The 17,067-nt window shown below is 60.9% G+C and carries 25 protein-coding genes; 6 read left to right on the top strand and 19 right to left on the bottom strand.

Translation table 11 applies throughout. The features are described 5' to 3' along the window. Positions 1-120: 120 nt before the first annotated feature. Positions 121-585 carry a GAF domain-containing protein gene (locus tag ASF00_RS10580; RefSeq protein WP_055878304.1) on the top strand — a complete coding sequence of 155 codons (465 nt, stop codon included), beginning with the start codon at positions 121-123 and terminating at the stop codon, positions 583-585. Positions 586-1,125: 540 nt separating this feature from the next. Here ASF00_RS10580 and ASF00_RS10575 read toward each other — a convergent pair. The 19 genes from ASF00_RS10575 to ASF00_RS10490 form a co-directional block, all read right to left on the bottom strand. Further along, the gene (locus ASF00_RS10575) at positions 1,126-1,791 is read right to left on the bottom strand and encodes a PAS domain-containing protein (protein WP_055878302.1); all 666 of its coding nucleotides are present in this window, start codon (positions 1,789-1,791) and stop codon (positions 1,126-1,128) included. A gap of 440 nt (positions 1,792-2,231) precedes the next feature. Further along, a complete protein-coding gene (locus ASF00_RS10565; RefSeq protein ID WP_156348298.1) occupies positions 2,232-2,492 on the bottom strand; it encodes a hypothetical protein in 261 nt (86 codons plus the stop codon). 386 nt (positions 2,493-2,878) lie between these two features. Beyond that, complete coding sequence (locus tag ASF00_RS18505; RefSeq protein ID WP_156348297.1) at positions 2,879-3,022, bottom strand: hypothetical protein; 144 nt, start codon at positions 3,020-3,022, stop codon at positions 2,879-2,881. Between the two features lie 152 nt (positions 3,023-3,174). Beyond that, complete coding sequence (locus ASF00_RS18030) at positions 3,175-3,489, bottom strand: PilZ domain-containing protein (RefSeq protein ID WP_082463369.1); 315 nt, start codon at positions 3,487-3,489, stop codon at positions 3,175-3,177. A gap of 189 nt (positions 3,490-3,678) precedes the next feature. Beyond that, the gene (locus ASF00_RS10560; protein WP_082463368.1) at positions 3,679-4,098 is read right to left on the bottom strand and encodes a globin domain-containing protein; all 420 of its coding nucleotides are present in this window, start codon (positions 4,096-4,098) and stop codon (positions 3,679-3,681) included. 78 nt (positions 4,099-4,176) lie between these two features. Further along, positions 4,177-5,976: a sensor domain-containing diguanylate cyclase gene (locus ASF00_RS10555; protein WP_055878295.1), complete on the bottom strand. Its 1,800-nt coding sequence runs from the start codon at positions 5,974-5,976 to the stop codon at positions 4,177-4,179. Positions 5,977-6,197: 221 nt separating this feature from the next. Next, positions 6,198-6,863, bottom strand: a complete 666-nt coding sequence (locus ASF00_RS10550; protein WP_055878293.1) for a phage virion morphogenesis protein — start codon at positions 6,861-6,863, stop codon at positions 6,198-6,200. Further along, positions 6,860-7,348 (bottom strand): phage tail protein, encoded by a 489-nt coding sequence (locus tag ASF00_RS10545; RefSeq protein ID WP_055878290.1) that lies wholly within the window; start codon positions 7,346-7,348, stop codon positions 6,860-6,862. Before ASF00_RS10545 ends, ASF00_RS10550 begins: the two co-directional genes overlap by 4 nt. A gap of 3 nt (positions 7,349-7,351) precedes the next feature. Next, a complete protein-coding gene (locus tag ASF00_RS10540; protein WP_055878288.1) occupies positions 7,352-8,113 on the bottom strand; it encodes a hypothetical protein in 762 nt (253 codons plus the stop codon). Between the two features lie 12 nt (positions 8,114-8,125). Then, entirely contained in the window at positions 8,126-10,567 is a 2,442-nt protein-coding gene (locus ASF00_RS10535; protein ID WP_055878285.1) for an SGNH/GDSL hydrolase family protein, read from the bottom strand. Positions 10,568-10,578: 11 nt separating this feature from the next. Then, positions 10,579-10,785 carry a hypothetical protein gene (locus ASF00_RS10530; RefSeq protein ID WP_235525737.1) on the bottom strand — a complete coding sequence of 69 codons (207 nt, stop codon included), beginning with the start codon at positions 10,783-10,785 and terminating at the stop codon, positions 10,579-10,581. 40 nt (positions 10,786-10,825) lie between these two features. After that, entirely contained in the window at positions 10,826-11,290 is a 465-nt protein-coding gene (locus ASF00_RS10525) for a hypothetical protein (protein ID WP_055878281.1), read from the bottom strand. Then, positions 11,287-11,802, bottom strand: a complete 516-nt coding sequence (locus ASF00_RS10520; protein ID WP_082463367.1) for a lysozyme — start codon at positions 11,800-11,802, stop codon at positions 11,287-11,289. The genes ASF00_RS10525 and ASF00_RS10520 overlap by 4 nt, the downstream gene beginning before the upstream one ends. Next, the gene (locus tag ASF00_RS10515) at positions 11,802-12,155 is read right to left on the bottom strand and encodes a hypothetical protein (RefSeq protein WP_055878278.1); all 354 of its coding nucleotides are present in this window, start codon (positions 12,153-12,155) and stop codon (positions 11,802-11,804) included. The genes ASF00_RS10520 and ASF00_RS10515 overlap by 1 nt, the downstream gene beginning before the upstream one ends. Before the next feature lie 3 nt (positions 12,156-12,158). After that, positions 12,159-12,374 (bottom strand): tail protein X, encoded by a 216-nt coding sequence (locus ASF00_RS10510; RefSeq protein ID WP_055878276.1) that lies wholly within the window; start codon positions 12,372-12,374, stop codon positions 12,159-12,161. Next, positions 12,374-12,853, bottom strand: coding sequence for a head completion/stabilization protein (locus tag ASF00_RS10505; RefSeq protein ID WP_055878273.1), 480 nt, complete (start codon positions 12,851-12,853; stop codon positions 12,374-12,376). The genes ASF00_RS10510 and ASF00_RS10505 overlap by 1 nt, the downstream gene beginning before the upstream one ends. After that, on the bottom strand, positions 12,850-13,062 hold the full coding sequence (locus tag ASF00_RS10500; RefSeq protein ID WP_055878271.1) for a DUF6458 family protein: 213 nt from the start codon (positions 13,060-13,062) through the stop codon (positions 12,850-12,852). The genes ASF00_RS10505 and ASF00_RS10500 overlap by 4 nt, the downstream gene beginning before the upstream one ends. Positions 13,063-13,172: 110 nt before the next feature. After that, the gene (gene gpM / locus ASF00_RS10495; protein WP_235525736.1) at positions 13,173-13,922 is read right to left on the bottom strand and encodes a phage terminase small subunit; all 750 of its coding nucleotides are present in this window, start codon (positions 13,920-13,922) and stop codon (positions 13,173-13,175) included. 94 nt (positions 13,923-14,016) lie between these two features. Then, entirely contained in the window at positions 14,017-14,595 is a 579-nt protein-coding gene (locus tag ASF00_RS10490) for a P2 family phage major capsid protein (protein ID WP_235525734.1), read from the bottom strand. 202 nt (positions 14,596-14,797) lie between these two features. Between ASF00_RS10490 and ASF00_RS10485 the strand changes: the two genes are divergently transcribed. From ASF00_RS10485 to ASF00_RS10470, 5 genes are all read left to right on the top strand, one after another. After that, positions 14,798-15,034, top strand: a complete 237-nt coding sequence (locus tag ASF00_RS10485) for a hypothetical protein (RefSeq protein ID WP_055878268.1) — start codon at positions 14,798-14,800, stop codon at positions 15,032-15,034. A gap of 20 nt (positions 15,035-15,054) precedes the next feature. Next, a complete protein-coding gene (locus ASF00_RS10480; RefSeq protein WP_235525733.1) occupies positions 15,055-15,285 on the top strand; it encodes a hypothetical protein in 231 nt (76 codons plus the stop codon). Beyond that, on the top strand, positions 15,282-15,584 hold the full coding sequence (locus ASF00_RS10475) for a hypothetical protein (protein WP_055878264.1): 303 nt from the start codon (positions 15,282-15,284) through the stop codon (positions 15,582-15,584). The genes ASF00_RS10480 and ASF00_RS10475 overlap by 4 nt, the downstream gene beginning before the upstream one ends. A gap of 170 nt (positions 15,585-15,754) precedes the next feature. Then, positions 15,755-15,925 (top strand): hypothetical protein, encoded by a 171-nt coding sequence (locus ASF00_RS18500; RefSeq protein ID WP_156348296.1) that lies wholly within the window; start codon positions 15,755-15,757, stop codon positions 15,923-15,925. A gap of 597 nt (positions 15,926-16,522) precedes the next feature. Beyond that, on the top strand, positions 16,523-17,026 hold the full coding sequence (locus ASF00_RS10470; RefSeq protein WP_055878262.1) for a DUF4262 domain-containing protein: 504 nt from the start codon (positions 16,523-16,525) through the stop codon (positions 17,024-17,026). Positions 17,027-17,067 lie beyond the last annotated feature (41 nt).

The following is a 17,067-nucleotide window of genomic DNA, read 5'->3' as shown; positions in this document are numbered from 1 at the left end:
GAGTGCAAGGCACCGAGTTTCGTCGCCATCAATGCGGTAAAGCGGCATCTAAGCAAAACGAATTGATGCGTGACAATTGGGAACAGTTGCCGTCCTCCCGCGGGACCGGTAACGACGAGTATGCTCGATGAATTTGCAGATGGCGCCGCTTGCGACGGTGACGATGACGGTATCCGCCAGATTTTAGATGAATTTGCCACATCAACCGGAATGGGGTTTGTCGCCCTTGCTCGTGTTACCGATACACGGTGGATTGCCTGTCAAGTCGTCGATCAGATCGACTTCGGGATGTCACCGGGTGAGGAACTGAGGGTTTCAACGACTATCTGCAACGACATACGAGAGCATGGTAATACCGTGGTAATCGACGACGTGGCGGGAAATTCCAAGTGGCTAAGCCATCCCGCTCCGGCTCTGTACGGTTTTAAAAGCTATGTTTCACTTCCCATCGTTCTCGCTGATGGCTCGTTCTATGGCACTCTTTGCGCCATCGATCCCGAACCGCGGAAGCTCGCTGGTCTCGGCAAAGTCACGATGCTGAAGGGGTTTGCGGACAGGATCGCCTCGATACTATCCGCCGCTTGATCTAGGCGCGAGTTAGGATAACGAGCAAAGTTTCGTCGCGAAGCTTGGTCCGCACGGGCTCATTGTCCGGCGCAGGCGATTATAGCGGAGCGTACATCGCCTGCATAAACGTCCAGGTGTTAACGCAAGCGGGAAGCCCGATACGCAACGAAAGCAGCCTGACCACTTCTTGGAAGGCAGGCGGAACACCTGACGCTAGACCTTTATCGTCGGACGTTGGGCGTCAGGGCATCTATTGCTTGGACGATGTAAAGGGCGAGAACATCGTGCCCCTGCATTTTATCGGTTATCATCAGCGCTTCCAAAAGAAGCGCCTTTAATCTGTTATGTTGGTCGGGACTCATCCTCAGCCTCCTGTCTCGTATTCCAACGCGCACCGTAAGGCATAGCGGGAATAATCTAGATCAAGACAGCGGGCGGATGCTACCTGTATGGAATTGATCGGAGTTAAGCTTGGCACTTTCGATTTCAGCAGCAATAGGTCCAGGGGCTAGGCGCGCCCCCGCGCGACCCATCGCCCGTGGGTGTTATGCACAAACTTTACGCCAACATGCCGGCCGCATCGCCTCCCTCATAAACCGTCGCCAGCATGGCCTCCACTCGGTCTAATCCCGATTGGCTTAACCGGAGGTCAATCAATGCGTCGTGTTCTCCCTCAACGATCCCGCGCTGCTGCAACACTTCGACCCACCGAGCAGCGGTCGAGTTTGCGATGCCTGCATATGTTGCGATCTTGGCCAGCCCAATGCTCCTGCCCTCGGCCTCGGCCAGGTAGATGCCGATGAGCACTGATCCGATCGGATCAGTGCTCAGATCGGCACCGAACAGCCTGATACGAGCGTCGTGTACATGACGTATCCGAAGCGCTGCCTCCCAGAGCCTAGCCGGTGGCGGATCGCGGCCGTTATCATGCCAGAACAGCGTACTTATCAAACGATCAGGGCCCGAGAAGCGGGTAACAAGCAGATTTGCCGCGATGGAGGTGCCGTCAGGTCGCAGGTATCGTTTCTGCAATCGAACAGGGGCGGCGCCTTCTCTTAATAGCGCCAGCATGTCAGCGCTTCGTTCCAAATCGCGAGGATCCGTGATTTGACGATAGGATATTCCGATCACTTCGTCTTCACGACGTTTCAGCAGGTCGAGAAAGCCTTGATCTGCATGCAGTATCGTCCCTTCGAGCGATGATACGCAATGAGCGGCAGGCATTGTTCCCTCCCCAACGGCTTGGAATTATCCACATATATTAGCATCAAAAGGTATGACTAGGAACAGACAAACGTTAAGGCATCATAGAGCTTCTCTCTTTACTTCATAGTATCGGCTCGACAATGCAAGCTCGAACAATGAACTGGCGGCAAAAGTCAGGAATCCAGAAAAACTGCGATCAATATCGCCTTCTAAGCGTTTTCCGACAACGATGCGGATACGGTATCGTCGAACGTTAGCGAAGCTCAATCGGCGGGAGCACCTTTCACAACCGGAGGTTGCGGGTTCGAGGCCTGCCACTGGCAACCCAGCCTGAACGATCGTCTGCAATCAGGAAATGCAATCGGACCGGGCAACGGCAAAGATTGGGCGGAAGCGGAATGGCCGAGATGGAAATGAAAGTAGATTCACGGCTCGCCAATTCTGCAAGCTGCGCTAGATTAAACCGATCTATCAGTGCTCTCGTCCATCACACTGTTGATCAGCGATGCGGCTCCGGCTTCGCCCAGCATCCTGCCCATTTTGATTGCGACCGCTGGGGTCATTGAAACGATCTCTCCGTCGTGTCCTTCGACGAATACATGTCCGTCTTCGACCCATACTTGGCGAGGATCGCCATACTTTTTCGCACTGGCCAAGTGATTCATCACTTGATGAAGCTCATCCGAGTTCAGCAGATTTCTTGGCTTGTCGAGATCCATCGTAATCCTCGCGATCGGAATGAGCCGATGGCTGATTAACCATCCCATACATCGACAGCAATGCTCGCCAATAGCCCGAGCCCGTCTCGTCCTTACATTCGCAATTGCTATAGGGGTGAGGCGGACGCGCCAAGACAGATCCGTTTCAGATCCAAATGCTCATAGTCGTGCGATTTGCCCTAGGGTATCGCCGGGGTACGTCGTACCATTTCTTGCCCACAAACCATGGATTTCTGCGGTTTGTAAAAGGCCGCGGCGGAGGGTGTCTCCGCCGAACCCATGTGGAACTAGGATATATAAAGCGCGCAGCTGAAGAGCGACGCGAGTCGATGGAGGGCGCTTTGCGTCAAGCTAGTCCCTACTGCTCAGAGTCAAGATTCTGATAGCTAGTGAAAGCTGGTGGGAATCAATCCGATTGCGACTTTGATGAGCGCCCCGACGACTTTTAGATTCAGCCGGATCGCCAGAGCGCGCATGGCCCATAAGCCTTCGATTAAGTCCTTCTCAGTCTCCCGCTCATTGCGCGCCATTGCGGGATCCTCGCGCTGCGGTGCTTACGCGTCGACAACAAATGGTCAGAGGCAGGATCGAACATATGGTCTGCGGGCTGCACGGCTTGGACTTGTTGGTTTTGTCATCCCAAGGCCGCACGTCGCGATAGGTCACTTGCCACTACCGTCGTTTAACTCCCGCCACCCCGTGCAATCACAGCCTCAACCAGGTCGGCGCTCAAAGGATCGTCGAATTGGCAACCTGCGTTGTAGTCGCTGGCCCATTTTATCGTTGCCGACACTCGGCCGATTAATGGAAGAGTAAGCCAAATTTTTGCGCCCACATTCAATGCTGAGTAGGTTTGAATCTGCGCGCCGCCAGTAGAGATATCGGCGACCTTGCAAAGCGTGCGGCGTGATCCGTCAAGTTCGGCATCGATAGCGATTGGCGTCCGTGCCGTTCGCCGTCTGTTTGCTTCGACGGGCTCATAATCTGCGCTGAACATTTTTAGAATAGGTCAGCCGTCATACGGCTTCATTATCATGGGCTAATTGTCGCTACGCTGTCCGGGGCGGAGGACTCGCTTTCGCGTACGATCATCTTCTTAGGAATGAACTCGAAGCGCCGCCGAGTGGATGTATGGCTCGCATAATACAAAATAATCATGGACCGAAGATCCGGCCGCGGCTCTGTGCTAAATATCGGAATAGGCCGCGGAGATCATGATGCCGGCTGTTTCGCTATAAACCGTCTCCCAAGCATGGCGAGTTGCCGGAGTAAAACGTTCGCCTAATATATCCGCGAATGTATCGATCAGAACGGTCCCGACCGCTTCATATTGGTAGGCCTTGACGCCGTATTTGACATGCTTCTTGCCCAAATCAGAAAGGAAAGGCTTTAGGTTTACGATATCGCCGACGTTAGCAACAAGGGCATCTATTGTTTTTGAAAAAACGGCGATCTGGTTCGTCATATCATCGGGAAATACCGCTCGTGCAAACGGGTGATCCAAAAGCAATCTATGATAAAATAGCTCGGCATACGGGCGGGGTGAGAGTCTAATCAGCTCGTAGCTTTCCGTCACCAGCCGAATTTGATCTACCGTTAAAGACATTTCGCCCTCACGCGACGGATAGATTTTTTTGTGTCGCCAGTTATTCCGGCTGACGCAATATATACTGATCGTTCAGCATCAGGAAGCCAAGCGCAATCGGTTTCGGCCAGCGTGTTTTGCTTCGTAGAGGGCAATATCCGCCCGTTTGAGGATGACATCGCACGTGTCGCCGTCCCGGGTGGATGCGATGCCCAAGCTGACAGTTACTTTCGGCTGTCCGTCATCCCAAGATGCTTCGATACTAGCTCGTACGCGTTCGGCGATCTGCAACGCCACCTCCCTGTCTGTCTTGGGCAAGATGATGACAAACTCTTCGCCACCATAGCGACCGATCAGATCAGTGTTTCGCAAACACCCGTTTGCCGACGATGCAACACGCTTTATCACATCGTCGCCGATATCGTGGCCGTACCGATCATTCACGGCTTTAAAATGGTCGATGTCGAAGAGTATGACCGAGAGTGCGGCTTTTCCCGTCTCATTGCCTGTCAACGTGTCATCAAGATATTCGATGATCCGTCTACGGTTCGCGAGTCCGGTTAGGACATCTGTCGAAGCGAGCAACATTGCCGCAGCCGCGCTGCGGTTGGCGGCGTCACGGGACTCTTTCAGGACCTGTTGTGCTTCGATTTGCTCGGTGACATCACGGATGAGACCGAAAAGCCCAATAGCGTCATCTGTCGACGAATAATCACGCTCTCCCTGGGTCGCGACATAACGGACGGAGCCGTCGGGGCGAACGATACGGGCTTCGAACGCAAAGGGCTGGCCTTCGGCAAGTGCAAGCGCAATGACCTCGGATACGCCCTGTCGGTCATCTTGATGATATAGATCGATAGCCTGCTCCAAAGCCGGTGGTTTTCCCTCCGGAAGGCCGTGCATGCGGAAAACCTCTGGCGACCAGAAGATCGTCTGGTCGATAGAATTGACACGCCAATGCCCAATATGCGCCGCAGCCTCCGCCTGATCGAGAAGACGGATGCGTTCTGAAAGATTTACTCTCAAGCGATCACGCGCAGCGAGGAGCGTTGCCATTGGTAGCGACGAAACGAACAGCGACAATAGATAAAACTGAAAGAATAAAAGGCGCGTATCGGAGGACGCACGGATGAGGAATATTGGGCCTGACCCCCAGAAAAGCGCCAGTGATCCGAGCACCGCGACGACCATCATGCTGATGATACCGCCAAGCATACCGCCGCGCAGGACGGCAATCACAATTACCATCATCGGTACGAACAGCATCGGGTATTGGGTTTGGTAGAATGTAAAACTGGCGGCGATGACTGTCAGTAGAACGATGCCGCTCAAATTAATGGCATCGCGCCCGGACACCCGTCGTCGCGTGGAGAGCGAAAGCTCGAATGCCGCTAGTAGCAACGGCGTCACGAGCAACATGCCCAGCCATACCGTGCTGAACCATGAAAGAAGGAATTCGCCATTCAACCTCGGCGAAATACAGGTCGCCGCTAAAGCACTCACGAGCGAGGCAATCAACGACGCGACGAAGAACGCAGATAGGCCCGATGGATTGATGAAAGAGACCCGTGCCCCCGATCGTCGCCGAAGTAGGAGGGTGGCAACCATCGCCTCAAGCCCGTTGGCTGCTGTAAATCCGATGGAGACGCAGAAACCCGATCCGGCGAGCAGATTAGCCGCAAAACTTGCGATTATCGCCGCCATCGCAAACCGCCAGACCGCGTGCCGGGGTACGACGAGTAGGGTCGCGAGCAGAATGCCACTCGGTGGCCAGATCGCCGCGATGCCATGCGCCCCGCGGGTCATAACTAACGACAGCAATGCAGAGGCGAAATAGGCAATGCCGAGAACCGCCGGACCGAGCGGCGAATCTCCCAACCGTGCAAATGTCTGGCGCATTTAAATCGACTAACTGAGAATCCTTAACGGTGCGATTATCAGCGGTCAGAGATCATCTTTTATTTTAAATCAACGGTGTGGGTGCTCGCGTTCCTGAACTACCGCCCGTCCGGGGGGATGGAGAAATTAGCACGGTAGGGCGTAACTGAGCATTCATGGGGAAGGTGCCGGTCGAGGCTTCCGTCAGTACAGAGACTCGCCAGCCCATCACCGGAAAGCCATCAAGCGGCTGCAACATGTTCCAGCAACATGTCGAGCGCGCACGACTGCTCGGCCTGGGTCACCCCCAACAGGCCGCGCTCGGCATAGCGAACGGCACGGCCCTTTCTTGACGGCTTATCACGCAGGCCCTCCTGGTGAACGCGCGCGATCTCGGCCGCGCGACCGGAGAAGCCGATCCACGCCTCGCGATCGGTCGAGCCGGCGCGGAGGTTGCGCGCACTGCGCAGTTTGCGGAACATCGCTTTCTGCCGAATCGTCCCTTTCCGTCGCAGCTTGCCGGCACCGGCGTTCTGCGCGCTGGCATCGAGGGGCAGGTATTTTTCGACCTTGTCGTAGAAGAAGCTGCGGATCCCGCCCGCCTCGATATCGAAGCCGGTCATCAGCGGCCCGTCGTGGACCCAGCTCTTCAGAAACACGACGCGCGCGTTCGCGTCGCCCTTCGGATACAGGAATTTGACCGCATAGTTGCCCGGCTTCAGATCGCGGCGTTCGCAGCGCGGTGCGAACTTGCTGCCATCCGGCGCTTCCTGCCGCCCGATCCGCGCGGATTGGCTCTGCTGCACCTGGCGCGCCATCCGGCGCAGCAACGATCGCCGCTCCGACGCGCCAAGCTGGCGCAGCAGCGCGCCGGCAAGCGACTGGATCTGTTCGAAGTCGTCACTCATGCGCGGGTGGTTTCGACCGTCCCGGCGACAATGTCGTCGAGCACGACCTGCCACAGGTTCACGCGCTCGATCCCGGCGAAGGCATCAGTGCGGGGTGGCTCAGGCAGATGCGTGACGCGCGTACCACCGGTGTCACGACGCTCGACCTTCACGCGCTCGGTGAGTTCGATGCCAATCTCGACATCGGCCGCGTCGCTGTCGAGGATCTCGGACTCGAAGCTAAATGGTTCCTGCTCGCCGCGCTCCATCAGATCGGGCTGATACTCGGCGATCCAGGCAAGGACCGGCACGACCAGGTCGTCGAGGTCGCCGGCATAATCCTGCACGACGATCGACAGGGTGTAGCGGTACTCAAACGACAGCGAGCCGGTCGCGCGGGCTGCAATGCGGCCCTTGTCGATGAATATCGACAGGTTCTCCCGTTTCTTCGCCAGCGCCGGGACGCTGGCGAATAGGAGATCGCGAAGAGATTCCGGCTTTTTCATCCGTCAGACTGCGATCGACTTGGTCGCGACAAGGGCCTTTGCCCATGCGTATGCGGCCACCCGCTCCGCATCGGTGAGGACGCGGGACCAGCACATCGCCAGGGCCTCGTCGCCGACACCGCCGAAGGCCGTGCCGCTGAAGCCCCCGATGATGACCGGCTGGCCGTTAGCGACGCGGGCGTACCCGTCGTTCAACGATCCAACGGCCGACACGCCGGTCGTCATGTTATACAGCGTCGGGTTGTCCGCCGCGGTGCTGGTCAGGCCCACTTGCGCCGCGGTCATGATCAGGCAGTTAAAGACCTTCGGGATGGGCAGGACGGCCGACGAATTCACCTCGCCCCCGGCGTTGCTGTAAGGGACGTTGTAACGAATGCTGGTGCCATCGAGCGTGTAGAGGTTCGCGCCACCGGATTGTCCAACGGCGCTGCCGATCCAGGCAAAGCGCGCCGCCCCCGCTGCACCGCCGCTGACATCGCGGCCGACGACAAGATAGGTCCGGTCGCCGGCAACATCGAGAAGACCGGTCTTCAGATAGTCGACGCCGGAGCGCAGCGTGAGGAAGCCGGCACCCGCGACGGGTGCACCGACCTTGGTCGCGTTCGGCTTGCCATCGGCCCAATTGCGGAGCGAGGGATCCACGCCGGCCGCGAGGATATGGAGAAACTCCAGACCGGTCGCGAGCGTCCCGGGAAGCGTGAGCCGACCTGCGCGCGGCATGATCGCGACGGCGCCGGTGGTGAGTTCGAGCATAGGCGTGGCCATTGGTGTTCTCCGTTAAGCGATGCAGGCAATGGCGGCAGCGAGGGCTTCATTGGCCTGCTCGCGCGCGATCGATCCGGGGTGGACCGTGTCGGATAGGGTGGTGGTCGCGACCCCGGTCGCCGGGTCGAGCGTGCCGGCCGCAACATCCCAGCCCGCCTCGGCGCTTTGATGCGCCCAGGCGGAGCAAAGGTGCAGCCTGGTGTCACCCGCTGCGCGACGCGTCGCCACGATGTTGATGGTCGAGGCGAGGATGGGGCGCCACTCGTTCGACCATTCGACGTCGGCGTTGGTGTCGACCGGAACCATCGTGGCCCAGATCACGATCTGCGCCGAAGGCAGCACGCGCCGAATTTCGTCGATCAGGTATCCGTAACCCTCGGTCACCTGTTGCAGCGACTGGCTGGCACCCTCTTCATTCTTGTCGTTCATGGCGAGGTTGATCGCGACGACGTCCGGGTTGGCGAGGCTGAAGCGGTCGAGGTAGAATCTCAGGTCGAACCGGTAATCGACGCCCCCGATCGTCACGATCGGCGTCTGTGCCCCCGTCGCGGTGTTCGGGTTGAGAAACACCTGCCAACCACGCTTCTCGGTTTTGGTAAGCGTGGCGTAGGTCGACTCCTGCCCGATCGGCAGCACCCCGTAGGGGACGTCACCGTCCGTCAACTTCGAGCCGAACAGGTCGGAGAACGCCCAGCCTTCGCGGCCTTCGCCAAGCACACCGCCCGTGTTCGACGACGAGCCGGAACTCGACCCGACGATCGTGCCGATGAACACCGGCGCGAAACCCCAGCTCTGCAACAGCAGCTGGATATTGAACCCGGTCGCGCGATTCGTGATGCTGTCGCCGAGCAGCAGGATCTTGGGGGCCGGCGACCCGACAACGGGAACGGTTTTCACCATCGCCGTCAGGTTCTTGACTAGGCGCGTGCTTCGCTGACCGAGCTTTCGCACCGTGAGGCGGGCCGTTGCCGCGGTCCGTGCGGGATCGAGATTGAGCGGCCCCCGCGAGACACTGTCGAGGTACGGCTGCGACGGCGCACCCTTGCGGCTTTCGATCGATACGACGGCGAGATCGTCATCGCTGCGGCTAACCAGCAGGTTGCGGCCGAAGATCGGCAGGCGACGATCGGAAACGAGAAACAGTTCGTCACCGATGACCGGCGTCACGTCGATCGGCGCGGGCGGCACGACGATATCAACGTCTTCGGTCGGGCCGAACATCACCTTCCCATCGATGCCGATCTCGAACGCGACGAAGCCGAGCGGGTTGGCGATGCGGAATAGCGCATCGTCGATCTGCCGAACCGAAGCGCCCAGGAGGCCAAGCTTTCCGTCGCTGTACGACAGCGGAATGTTGCCGCCGGAAGATAGCTCGAACCCGCCAAGCTCGGTCGCCCGCCAGTCGCCGCCCGGCAACTGGATGGTGCCGTCCTGGGTGATGCCGAAGGGCGAGAACCCCAATTCGTTGCACAGCGAAAAGAACGCGCCGGATCCACCGGGCGCGTTGATCGAGACGCCTTCCAGAGTCAGCCCGTTGCGGAAGATCTCGCCGAATACAAAGCCAAGCGCGTTCTTCAGCACCACCAGCGGGTCGGAAGACCCTGCCGTGCCTGGTGTATTTCTGACCGACCCGACCACCTGATCGCGCGCCTGCTCGGTAGATGCCTGAGACGCCTGAACAATCGGCACCGCGCTTAGAATAGCCGCTGCGCCAGTGACGACACTTGCCGCAGCCTCGCCGCTCGACTTCGCGAAACTTCCCTGTGCCTGTGCCTCGACCGCAGCCGCGTCCGCCCCGCTGATTGCGCCATCTATCTCGGCCGATCGAACGCCGACGAATTCGCCGAAGTCGAGCATGGCGTCGCCGAACTGGCTATCCGCCTCCTGACGCGCTGCGGTCGCCGCGGTGGATCGAAGGTGGCCCATGAACGCCTCGGGCGTCGGCTCGGTTATGTCATTGGCAGCGACCGCGATCTGTGCGGCCGACAAGCCGGCAGGGCCGCGTTCGGATACGAGGATCCGAGAGCGGCCGGCGATGTCGAGCCGGCGCACGAACCGCGTCGCAATGCCGTCGACGATCGTCGAGGTGCCGGTGCTGGCACCGACCGGCGCCGGCAGGATCTTGAGAACCCCGTCGACGATGACGTCCTGGCCGCTGTCGAGCTGTTCGCCGATCGTGTAGCGCAGAAGCTGCTCGCCATAGAGTGCGTCCGTGATGTCGCCGTGGAACGCACACGACAGATAGGGACGGCCGTTGGTGCCGGTCGCGATCGTCGCCTCGACGCGGTCGAACACTTCGCCGCTTGGCTGATACAGCGCGGCGAAGAACCGGCGGTTGGCGAGATCCTCGGCCGCGCCGTCCGCGTTTTCGAGCAGCAGCTCGAGCACGATCGGCTCGCGGCGGTAGAACCGGGCGGTGAAGTCTTCGTCGATACGGGCGCTGGTCGGCGTCATGCGGTGTTCCGTCAGGGCTTGGGGGTAGGGCAGGTGCCGGGATCGACCCAGTTGACCAGGCGGTCGCTGCGATCGGCGTTGCTGGCGAAGGCACGGGCCAGGCGGATGATGCCCGAACGGATCCTGGTCGGGATCTGCGCGATCAGCGACGGATCCTCGGGGAGTCCATCGGGGCGCTCGGCACACGTCAGCAGCGCGGCGGGGGGCGTATCCTTCACCTTGACGACGATCGGCGTCGAGACGACCGCGGGTGGTGCCTCAGCGCGCCGCGTGCAGGCCGGCAACGCCGTTGACAGCGCGAAACCACTCATGATCGACAAGGTTCGTCCGTTCAGCTTGCGCATCTGCCATCTCCATTCGGTGTGCGGCCGAGCTTGCTGCCTCTGCGGCAGCGCGCGCGGCGCGGGTGTCGTCATTCTGTCGGGCGTCGTGTTCCGCCAGTGCATCGGCGAGCGTGCGCGCGGCGAGCTGGTCGCTGTCGGCTTTGAACTTGACCAGCCCGGCGACCGTCTGCGTGCAGCGAACGCCGCGGGCGGTCTTGCCGATCGCCGTGAAGTCGGTGCCCGACCCTGCGCAGATCAGCTCGGCGCGGTGTTGCAGATCGTCGCGGTCGGCGCTGACCTGGCGGTACTGGACGTAGAGCCACGCGCCGACCGCCGCGACGGCGAGCAGGACGAGGAAGAACGCTTCGGCCTTCACCTTCGCGAACAGGGTGCGGATCATCGGGGCAGCTCCTTCAGACAGAGGTCGCGCTCGGCACGGCGCCGACGATCAAGCCCGCGGACCACCTGGCCGCCCGCCTTGTTCCACATGAGGAAAGCGTCGCAGCCGCCCCTCCAGTCGCCGGCATTGAAACGGCGCGCCACGGTCGATCGGCAGTAGCCGGCGGTGCCGATGTTGTAGGCGAGGCTGATCGCGGCCGAGAGCTGGTTGGGATGCGTGCGCAGGACGGGCGTGCAGGCAAGGACGGGTTCGGCATGGCGAATGAGCGCGGCTTCCTCGCGCAGCTCGCATCCGGCGACCGTCTCGACCATGCCGGGCTTCACGCCGAGCGTTTCGCCGCCACAGATCGTCCATACCTTGACGATGTCCTGGTACGCGACGAGCCGCGGCGTGCCGCCCGACTCCCAGCCGGAAACGAACGGCGTGACGATCAGCGCCGCTGCCGCGCCGATCACGCCGATCAGCGTCTTGGGCTTCTTCGACGGGGACGATCCCTTGTCGGGCTGTGGCATCACTTGGGGTCCTTTCGCGGGATGAGCGCGAGCAGCCGCTCGCTGAGCTTGCCGGGGAGTTCGGCCAGGACGGCGCTGCAGCCGGCGATGAAGCCGGGCGCGCCCTTGAAGGCGACCATGGCGACCAGAAAGCCGATCGCCTGCGAGACGAACGGGTGCATGCCGAACATCGCGCCGGCCGCGTTGGTGACGAAGTAGCTGACGACGATGCCGACCCAGACCTGCGCGATCCGCTGCCCCCAGGTGAGGCCGGTTTCGACCAGCAGGCTGACGATCGACCCGAGGCCGGCGGGAACGAGGCTGATGACGAACGCCAGCAGCCACGTCCCGAATTCGTGGAGGAGATCCTTCATCGTTCAATCGCTCCAAAGCTGGATAATGTCGCGAACGGTGACGGCCGGCGCGGTGGCAGGGACTGTGACGGCGGTGCCCGCGGGCAGGACCGCACCGAGCCCGGCTACGCCGGGATTGGCGGTGAGGACGGGGGCGATATTTGCTGCGGCAAGGCCACGCTCGCGCCAGATCAGCGCGTCGAGCGTGTCGCCCTGCTGCGATCGGATGACGTCCGCCATCAGATCAGCTCGATACGGGTGCGGGTGCGGCCGAGGATGCTGCGGACCGCCTGGATGGCGTTGCGGCGCAGCTCGTCGACCGACGGTTCGAGATCCTCGACCTTCCGGTCGCCGCGACCGGTCAGATCGGTGTCGCGATAGCCCTCGATGATGCGGGCCTTCGTCTCGTCGGCGATTGCGTTGAAATAGAGCAGCAGCAGACGGCTTTGCCCGTCGATCGTTTTCGCCGGCACGGCCGCGAGCGTCGCATATCCCGCGGCGCGCTGCGTTTCCGCCCAGGTATCGAGGTTGTCGCCGACCGTGATGATGGCGGCGAGGATCTCCTTGCGCAGACGCGGGGCGAGAACGCCATCGCGGATCCGCGCTTCGGCGCGCAGCCGCATCGGGTCGATGTTCGGATACCAGCCATCGTTGACGACGATCGCCTCGGCTGCTGCCGGATCGTCCGACACGACGGTGGGGTTGAAGCTGAGCGTCATGCGAGGTTCGCGCAGATCGCGTTGGCGGTGAGGATGAAGATCGCCAGGCCGACGATGAACAGGATCCATCCCAGCACGGTATCGTCGGTGTCACGGTACTCAGGCGAACTGACCAGCGCGATGACGGCGCCGGCCAGCGTGAGAGCAACGCCGACGCCGAGGCCCAGTGTGAGAGCGAGTAGAGCGCACATCTGCGACAGGGCAGCCATCGGTTGATCCTTGGAAATCTCGGGGGTGGGGATCAGGGTGGGACGATGGCCCTCAGTGCCGAAGCACCCTCCCATCCCGCGTGATCCGCCCCCGAGCGCCGGGGGCGAGCTTAGGAGCCGGTGGAACCGGCGGTATCTGGAGCGGCCGGGACCGTCGTCGGTTCGGCGCGCTTGGTGATGGCCCTTTCGAGCCGCTTGATCTGGCCGGCGACGCCGACCCGGTCATGCAGGCGGACGGCTTCGCGCAGTGGTGCCAGCGCGCGGACGGCCGCGACGACGAACTCGGGCTTGGTCGGATCGAGATCCTCGGCCGTGCGCGCCAGTTCGGTGCCGATGGCCTTGTGCAGCTTGGCGCGCACCTGGTCGTGCATGTCCGCGTCGGCCGTCAGCTCTTCGACGTGTTCGAGGACGTCGAGCGGGAATAGCTGTTTCGCGGTCTGCGCCCGGATCGCGGCGTCGGCGATCTCTTCGACGATCAGCGTGGGCGCCGATCGCTCGTAGCGCGACGGCAGCGGAACGTCATAGGCGACGACATGGTCGGCGAGTTCGAGCGCGCGTGCATAGTCGCCGGTATCGATCAGCCAGACCATGATGGTCGGCAGGACGTCCTCGGCAACACCGACGCCGGCATTGCGACCTCCGTCGAGCAGTCCGGCAATCCAATCGGCATAGGCGGGCAACAGCTCGCGCTTGGTTTCGATCTTGCGCTGGATCGACTGGATCTCTTTCAGCCGGCGCAGGTCATGCTGCAGCCGCATCGCGATCGACGCCGCAGCGCGTTCGGCGGGCGTGCCCGCGTCGGACGCTGGCGCCGAGGCGGTATGGGATAACCCGCTCTCCGTGACGGGAGCAGATGCCATCTGGGATGCAAGGATACGATCCCGATGTTTGCGAGCAAGGCTCATGGCATGTCCTGTGGAGAGCGGGCTAACTGGTGGGGGCAGGGCGGCCTGATCAGGCCGGCTTCTTGCCCATGACGATGTTCTCGACGAGCGCGACCTTGCCCATGTCCTCGACCACGAAAGCCTGATTGACGCTCTCGTAATTCTCGACCTGGTCGCGCTTGGCGTTGTCCTCAATCTTGCGGCGCTCGGTGCCGATCTGCTCATAGACCGAGAGGTTCGCGAGCGTGGTGATGAGCAGCGCGTTACGCGGGAACTTCGGGACGCGGACTGCGTCCAATCCGCCGAGCTTCTTCGCCGACAGAAGGACGTCGCGCGCGAGCAGTTCGGTCGCCTTGTCGCCGGCCGCGTTGACGATCGAGAAATACTTGTCGTGAACCAGATCGCGGCCGACGATCACGACCAGGTCGGTGTCATCGCGGTAATTCTCATCGAGCAGCTCGATCGCGTCGTAGATCAGCGCGTCGATGTTGACGTAGTCGACATCCTCACCAACCTCACCGGCACCGACGTACACCGCGCCGGCAACGGTCACGACATCGTTGACGCGGGTGGCGGGCTTCAGGTCGCCTTCGGCCAGCACGCGGGCGGGCGCATCGAGGCGAATGTGCTGCAACGGCACGAGGATCATATTTGTTGCGCGGCTCTGCCACGAGCCGCACCTCGTCCCCTGGCTTGCATAGTAAGGCCTCATACCGTCGATCGCTCTTATCGGTGTTCGGATATTGGATCCCGACAACCGCCGTACTGAACTCGTACACGCGCACTCCACTTGAGAACATAGCGGGAACGCCGTATAGATTTCGGCGTCGATTCGGCAAGAGGATTGAGCGATGCACGACGACCAGGATGTGATCGAGGCGAAGCCCGAAGCGTTCGGCCGATGGCTGCTACGGCAGCGTGATCGGGGAGATTGGATCAATGGTGTTGCCGAAGCGGCGCGGGGCGATCGGCAGTTCCCGAGAGACGGCGATCCCGAGGCGGTTCGCAAGCGTCTGCGTGAGATGTCGGCCGACGGCGACGCGTTCGCGGCGATCGACGACGCCGAAATGCACTGGCTGGTATACTGATGGGCGCGAAGCTTTGCCTAGTGCTATCGCCGGCTGATCCGCGTCAGGCGCTGCGGCTGGCGGTCAATCAGCGGGGCGAAAGCCTCGCCGCGTTGTCGCGCTTGATCGACCGATCTCCGGGCTATCTGGCGCGCTTTATCAACGACGGCCGGCCGATAGCGCTGTCCGAGCGCGATCACGGGATGCTTGGCGCCTACCTTGGCACCGGCCCGCTCGGGCTGGGCATCCGCGACCTGTGGGCACGACCATGAACAGGATCAGCCGGGAAGAGCTGCGGATGATCATCGAGGTTGCGCTGACGGTGCGACGGAAGTCTGAACGGATGAGCGTCGACCTGCAGGGAGCTCGTGCCGTGCAATCGTTCACTGACGACTTGCTCCAGCGTATCATGGGGCAAGAGGAAAGCGAAACCATCCTGATCGTGCCGAGCAATGTCGGACCGCAGCACTCACCGAAGCGCGGATCATGGGGTGTCGATGAACCGCACCCTCATCCGGACCTTTCCTATCGACACCATATCCCGCAGCATCCGAGAGGCGGGGGGATCTAAGCTATCCTGCGGCCCTAGGGGCCGTCGTTTGCCCGGCCGCCCCTTGGCGTTGCCGCCTACCGCCGGCAGGGCAGGGTGCCCACCACGGGGCGCCGTGGCCCTATCAAGCCCGACCGGTTCGGCGACCCCAAATACGGCGCAAGAACCCCCGCCTCGCCCGGGAGCTTTTTATGTCGCTCACGATGCAGTCGGCGGATGCGATGCGGAGGAGGACGACGCATAGCTTCAGCGGCCATCTGATCGCGCACCTGATGATGCAAATTGATGCAGCTGTCGCCGCAATTCGTTCGCTGACCCCGCCCTCCGCCCGCGTTCTTCTCGAGTTGCGAAAGCGGCAATGATAGAGCCGGGCGGGACCGCCCAATTGCAGACATTCGCACGGGTAAATACGCTGTCAAAATATCAGGGATGGAGGATGGACGAATGAGCCGCAAATTGCTGGGATTGGGAAACGCCGCGTTGGTTGCGTTCGGAATTTTCAAAGCGCTAAATTGGGGTAGCGGCATAGCCTATGTCACTGGGGTGTGGTTCGGCTCACACTAACTGCCAGCGTCCACTTTCCACCACAAAGCGACCATCGGTCTGCTGATCGACCGGACGACCGCTTCCGCCCACTAGTGGACATTGCTGGGATCGGTCACCGTCGCAGCCGACTCCGCCATGAGGTTATCAAACATGGGCTATCAAACAGACCGTCGAAGCCGGACGCGAGCAATCACCGTGTATGCGGTCCTCCTTTTTGTGGGAGCGGCGCTAGGCTTTCTCGTCAGGTTTGGCGTGATTACCGATCATATCCTCTGGTAACGGCTTCCGACGACCGCTCGAATGTCCGCATTCAACCCAATCCGGCCGTTCCGCTTCCGCCCAGAATAGGTCATTCGGGATGGCTGTTGCGCTTCCAGATTGCGGACGTTCAGCGGGAGGGTTAGCTACCGCTCATGCGAACCGCCCTGAACGCGCCTGATGAAGCTCTGGATGATGCCGAGCGAGTGTTTGTAGCCAAGGTCCGAGAGCACGGCTGGTTCGATACCGCAGTGTTTGGCGACACTGAAGGGCCGGGGTTCTCGTTTACTACGGGGTTGTGGGTGAACACGGGTCAACCAGAATTGATCATGTTCGGCATGAGGCGTGAGATAGCGCATGACGTGTTCTGGGAGTTATTCCGAGAGGCTAAGGCGGGGTTACCACTGCCGGTAGGCGAGCCAACCGATAGAGCGTTTGAAAACCTTCTTGCCTATGTCTTTCCGGTGGCAAAGCGGTTCTACCGAGATCATCTCGGTTGGAGCCGATGGTTTTACGGTAGCGACGATTTCCCATGCCTTCAGATTGTTTGGCCGGATCGGAGTGGCATTTTCCCATGGGAGCAGGAGTTCGACACAGCTTTTGCAACCGACCAGATCGATTTTACAGAAAATGGGTGGGAGTCAGCACTTACGGGGTGAGTCCGCTTTCCATCGCGCTGGCTTAAAAGCCGCCCGTCCGC

The organism is Sphingomonas sp. Leaf34 (assembly GCF_001421805.1).
In the GTDB taxonomy this organism is placed as follows: Bacteria; Pseudomonadota; Alphaproteobacteria; order Sphingomonadales; family Sphingomonadaceae; genus Sphingomonas.
The sequence above is the reverse complement of the archived record's forward strand: the minus strand, read 5'-3'. Positions and strand labels throughout refer to the sequence as shown.

Bases quoted from the DNA above. Each gene is read 5' to 3' on its own strand.
- ASF00_RS10550 (WP_055878293.1), bottom strand. From the start codon at position 6,863: ATGAGTGACGACTTCGAACAGATCCAGTCGCTTGCCGGCGCGCTGCTG.
- ASF00_RS10580 (WP_055878304.1), top strand. From the start codon at position 121: ATGCTCGATGAATTTGCAGATGGCGCCGCTTGCGACGGTGACGATGAC.
- ASF00_RS10565 (WP_156348298.1), bottom strand. From the start codon at position 2,492: ATGGATCTCGACAAGCCAAGAAATCTGCTGAACTCGGATGAGCTTCAT.
- ASF00_RS10560 (WP_082463368.1), bottom strand. From the start codon at position 4,098: ATGTCTTTAACGGTAGATCAAATTCGGCTGGTGACGGAAAGCTACGAG.
- ASF00_RS10510 (WP_055878276.1), bottom strand. From the start codon at position 12,374: ATGGCGGACGTCATCCGATCGCAGCAGGGCGACACGCTCGACGCGCTG.
- ASF00_RS10515 (WP_055878278.1), bottom strand. From the start codon at position 12,155: ATGAAGGATCTCCTCCACGAATTCGGGACGTGGCTGCTGGCGTTCGTC.
- ASF00_RS10500 (WP_055878271.1), bottom strand. From the start codon at position 13,062: ATGGCTGCCCTGTCGCAGATGTGCGCTCTACTCGCTCTCACACTGGGC.
- gpM (WP_235525736.1), bottom strand. From the start codon at position 13,922: ATGGCATCTGCTCCCGTCACGGAGAGCGGGTTATCCCATACCGCCTCG.
- ASF00_RS10525 (WP_055878281.1), bottom strand. From the start codon at position 11,290: ATGATCCGCACCCTGTTCGCGAAGGTGAAGGCCGAAGCGTTCTTCCTC.
- ASF00_RS10540 (WP_055878288.1), bottom strand. From the start codon at position 8,113: ATGGCCACGCCTATGCTCGAACTCACCACCGGCGCCGTCGCGATCATG.
- ASF00_RS10490 (WP_235525734.1), bottom strand. From the start codon at position 14,595: ATGATCCTCGTGCCGTTGCAGCACATTCGCCTCGATGCGCCCGCCCGC.
- ASF00_RS10505 (WP_055878273.1), bottom strand. From the start codon at position 12,853: ATGACGCTCAGCTTCAACCCCACCGTCGTGTCGGACGATCCGGCAGCA.
- ASF00_RS18500 (WP_156348296.1), top strand. From the start codon at position 15,755: ATGTCGCTCACGATGCAGTCGGCGGATGCGATGCGGAGGAGGACGACG.
- ASF00_RS10535 (WP_055878285.1), bottom strand. From the start codon at position 10,567: ATGACGCCGACCAGCGCCCGTATCGACGAAGACTTCACCGCCCGGTTC.
- ASF00_RS10485 (WP_055878268.1), top strand. From the start codon at position 14,798: ATGCACGACGACCAGGATGTGATCGAGGCGAAGCCCGAAGCGTTCGGC.
- ASF00_RS18030 (WP_082463369.1), bottom strand. From the start codon at position 3,489: ATGTTCAGCGCAGATTATGAGCCCGTCGAAGCAAACAGACGGCGAACG.
- ASF00_RS10470 (WP_055878262.1), top strand. From the start codon at position 16,523: ATGCGAACCGCCCTGAACGCGCCTGATGAAGCTCTGGATGATGCCGAG.
- ASF00_RS10545 (WP_055878290.1), bottom strand. From the start codon at position 7,348: ATGAAAAAGCCGGAATCTCTTCGCGATCTCCTATTCGCCAGCGTCCCG.
- ASF00_RS18505 (WP_156348297.1), bottom strand. From the start codon at position 3,022: ATGGCGCGCAATGAGCGGGAGACTGAGAAGGACTTAATCGAAGGCTTA.
- ASF00_RS10475 (WP_055878264.1), top strand. From the start codon at position 15,282: ATGAACAGGATCAGCCGGGAAGAGCTGCGGATGATCATCGAGGTTGCG.
- ASF00_RS10555 (WP_055878295.1), bottom strand. From the start codon at position 5,976: ATGCGCCAGACATTTGCACGGTTGGGAGATTCGCCGCTCGGTCCGGCG.
- ASF00_RS10575 (WP_055878302.1), bottom strand. From the start codon at position 1,791: ATGCCTGCCGCTCATTGCGTATCATCGCTCGAAGGGACGATACTGCAT.
- ASF00_RS10520 (WP_082463367.1), bottom strand. From the start codon at position 11,802: ATGCCACAGCCCGACAAGGGATCGTCCCCGTCGAAGAAGCCCAAGACG.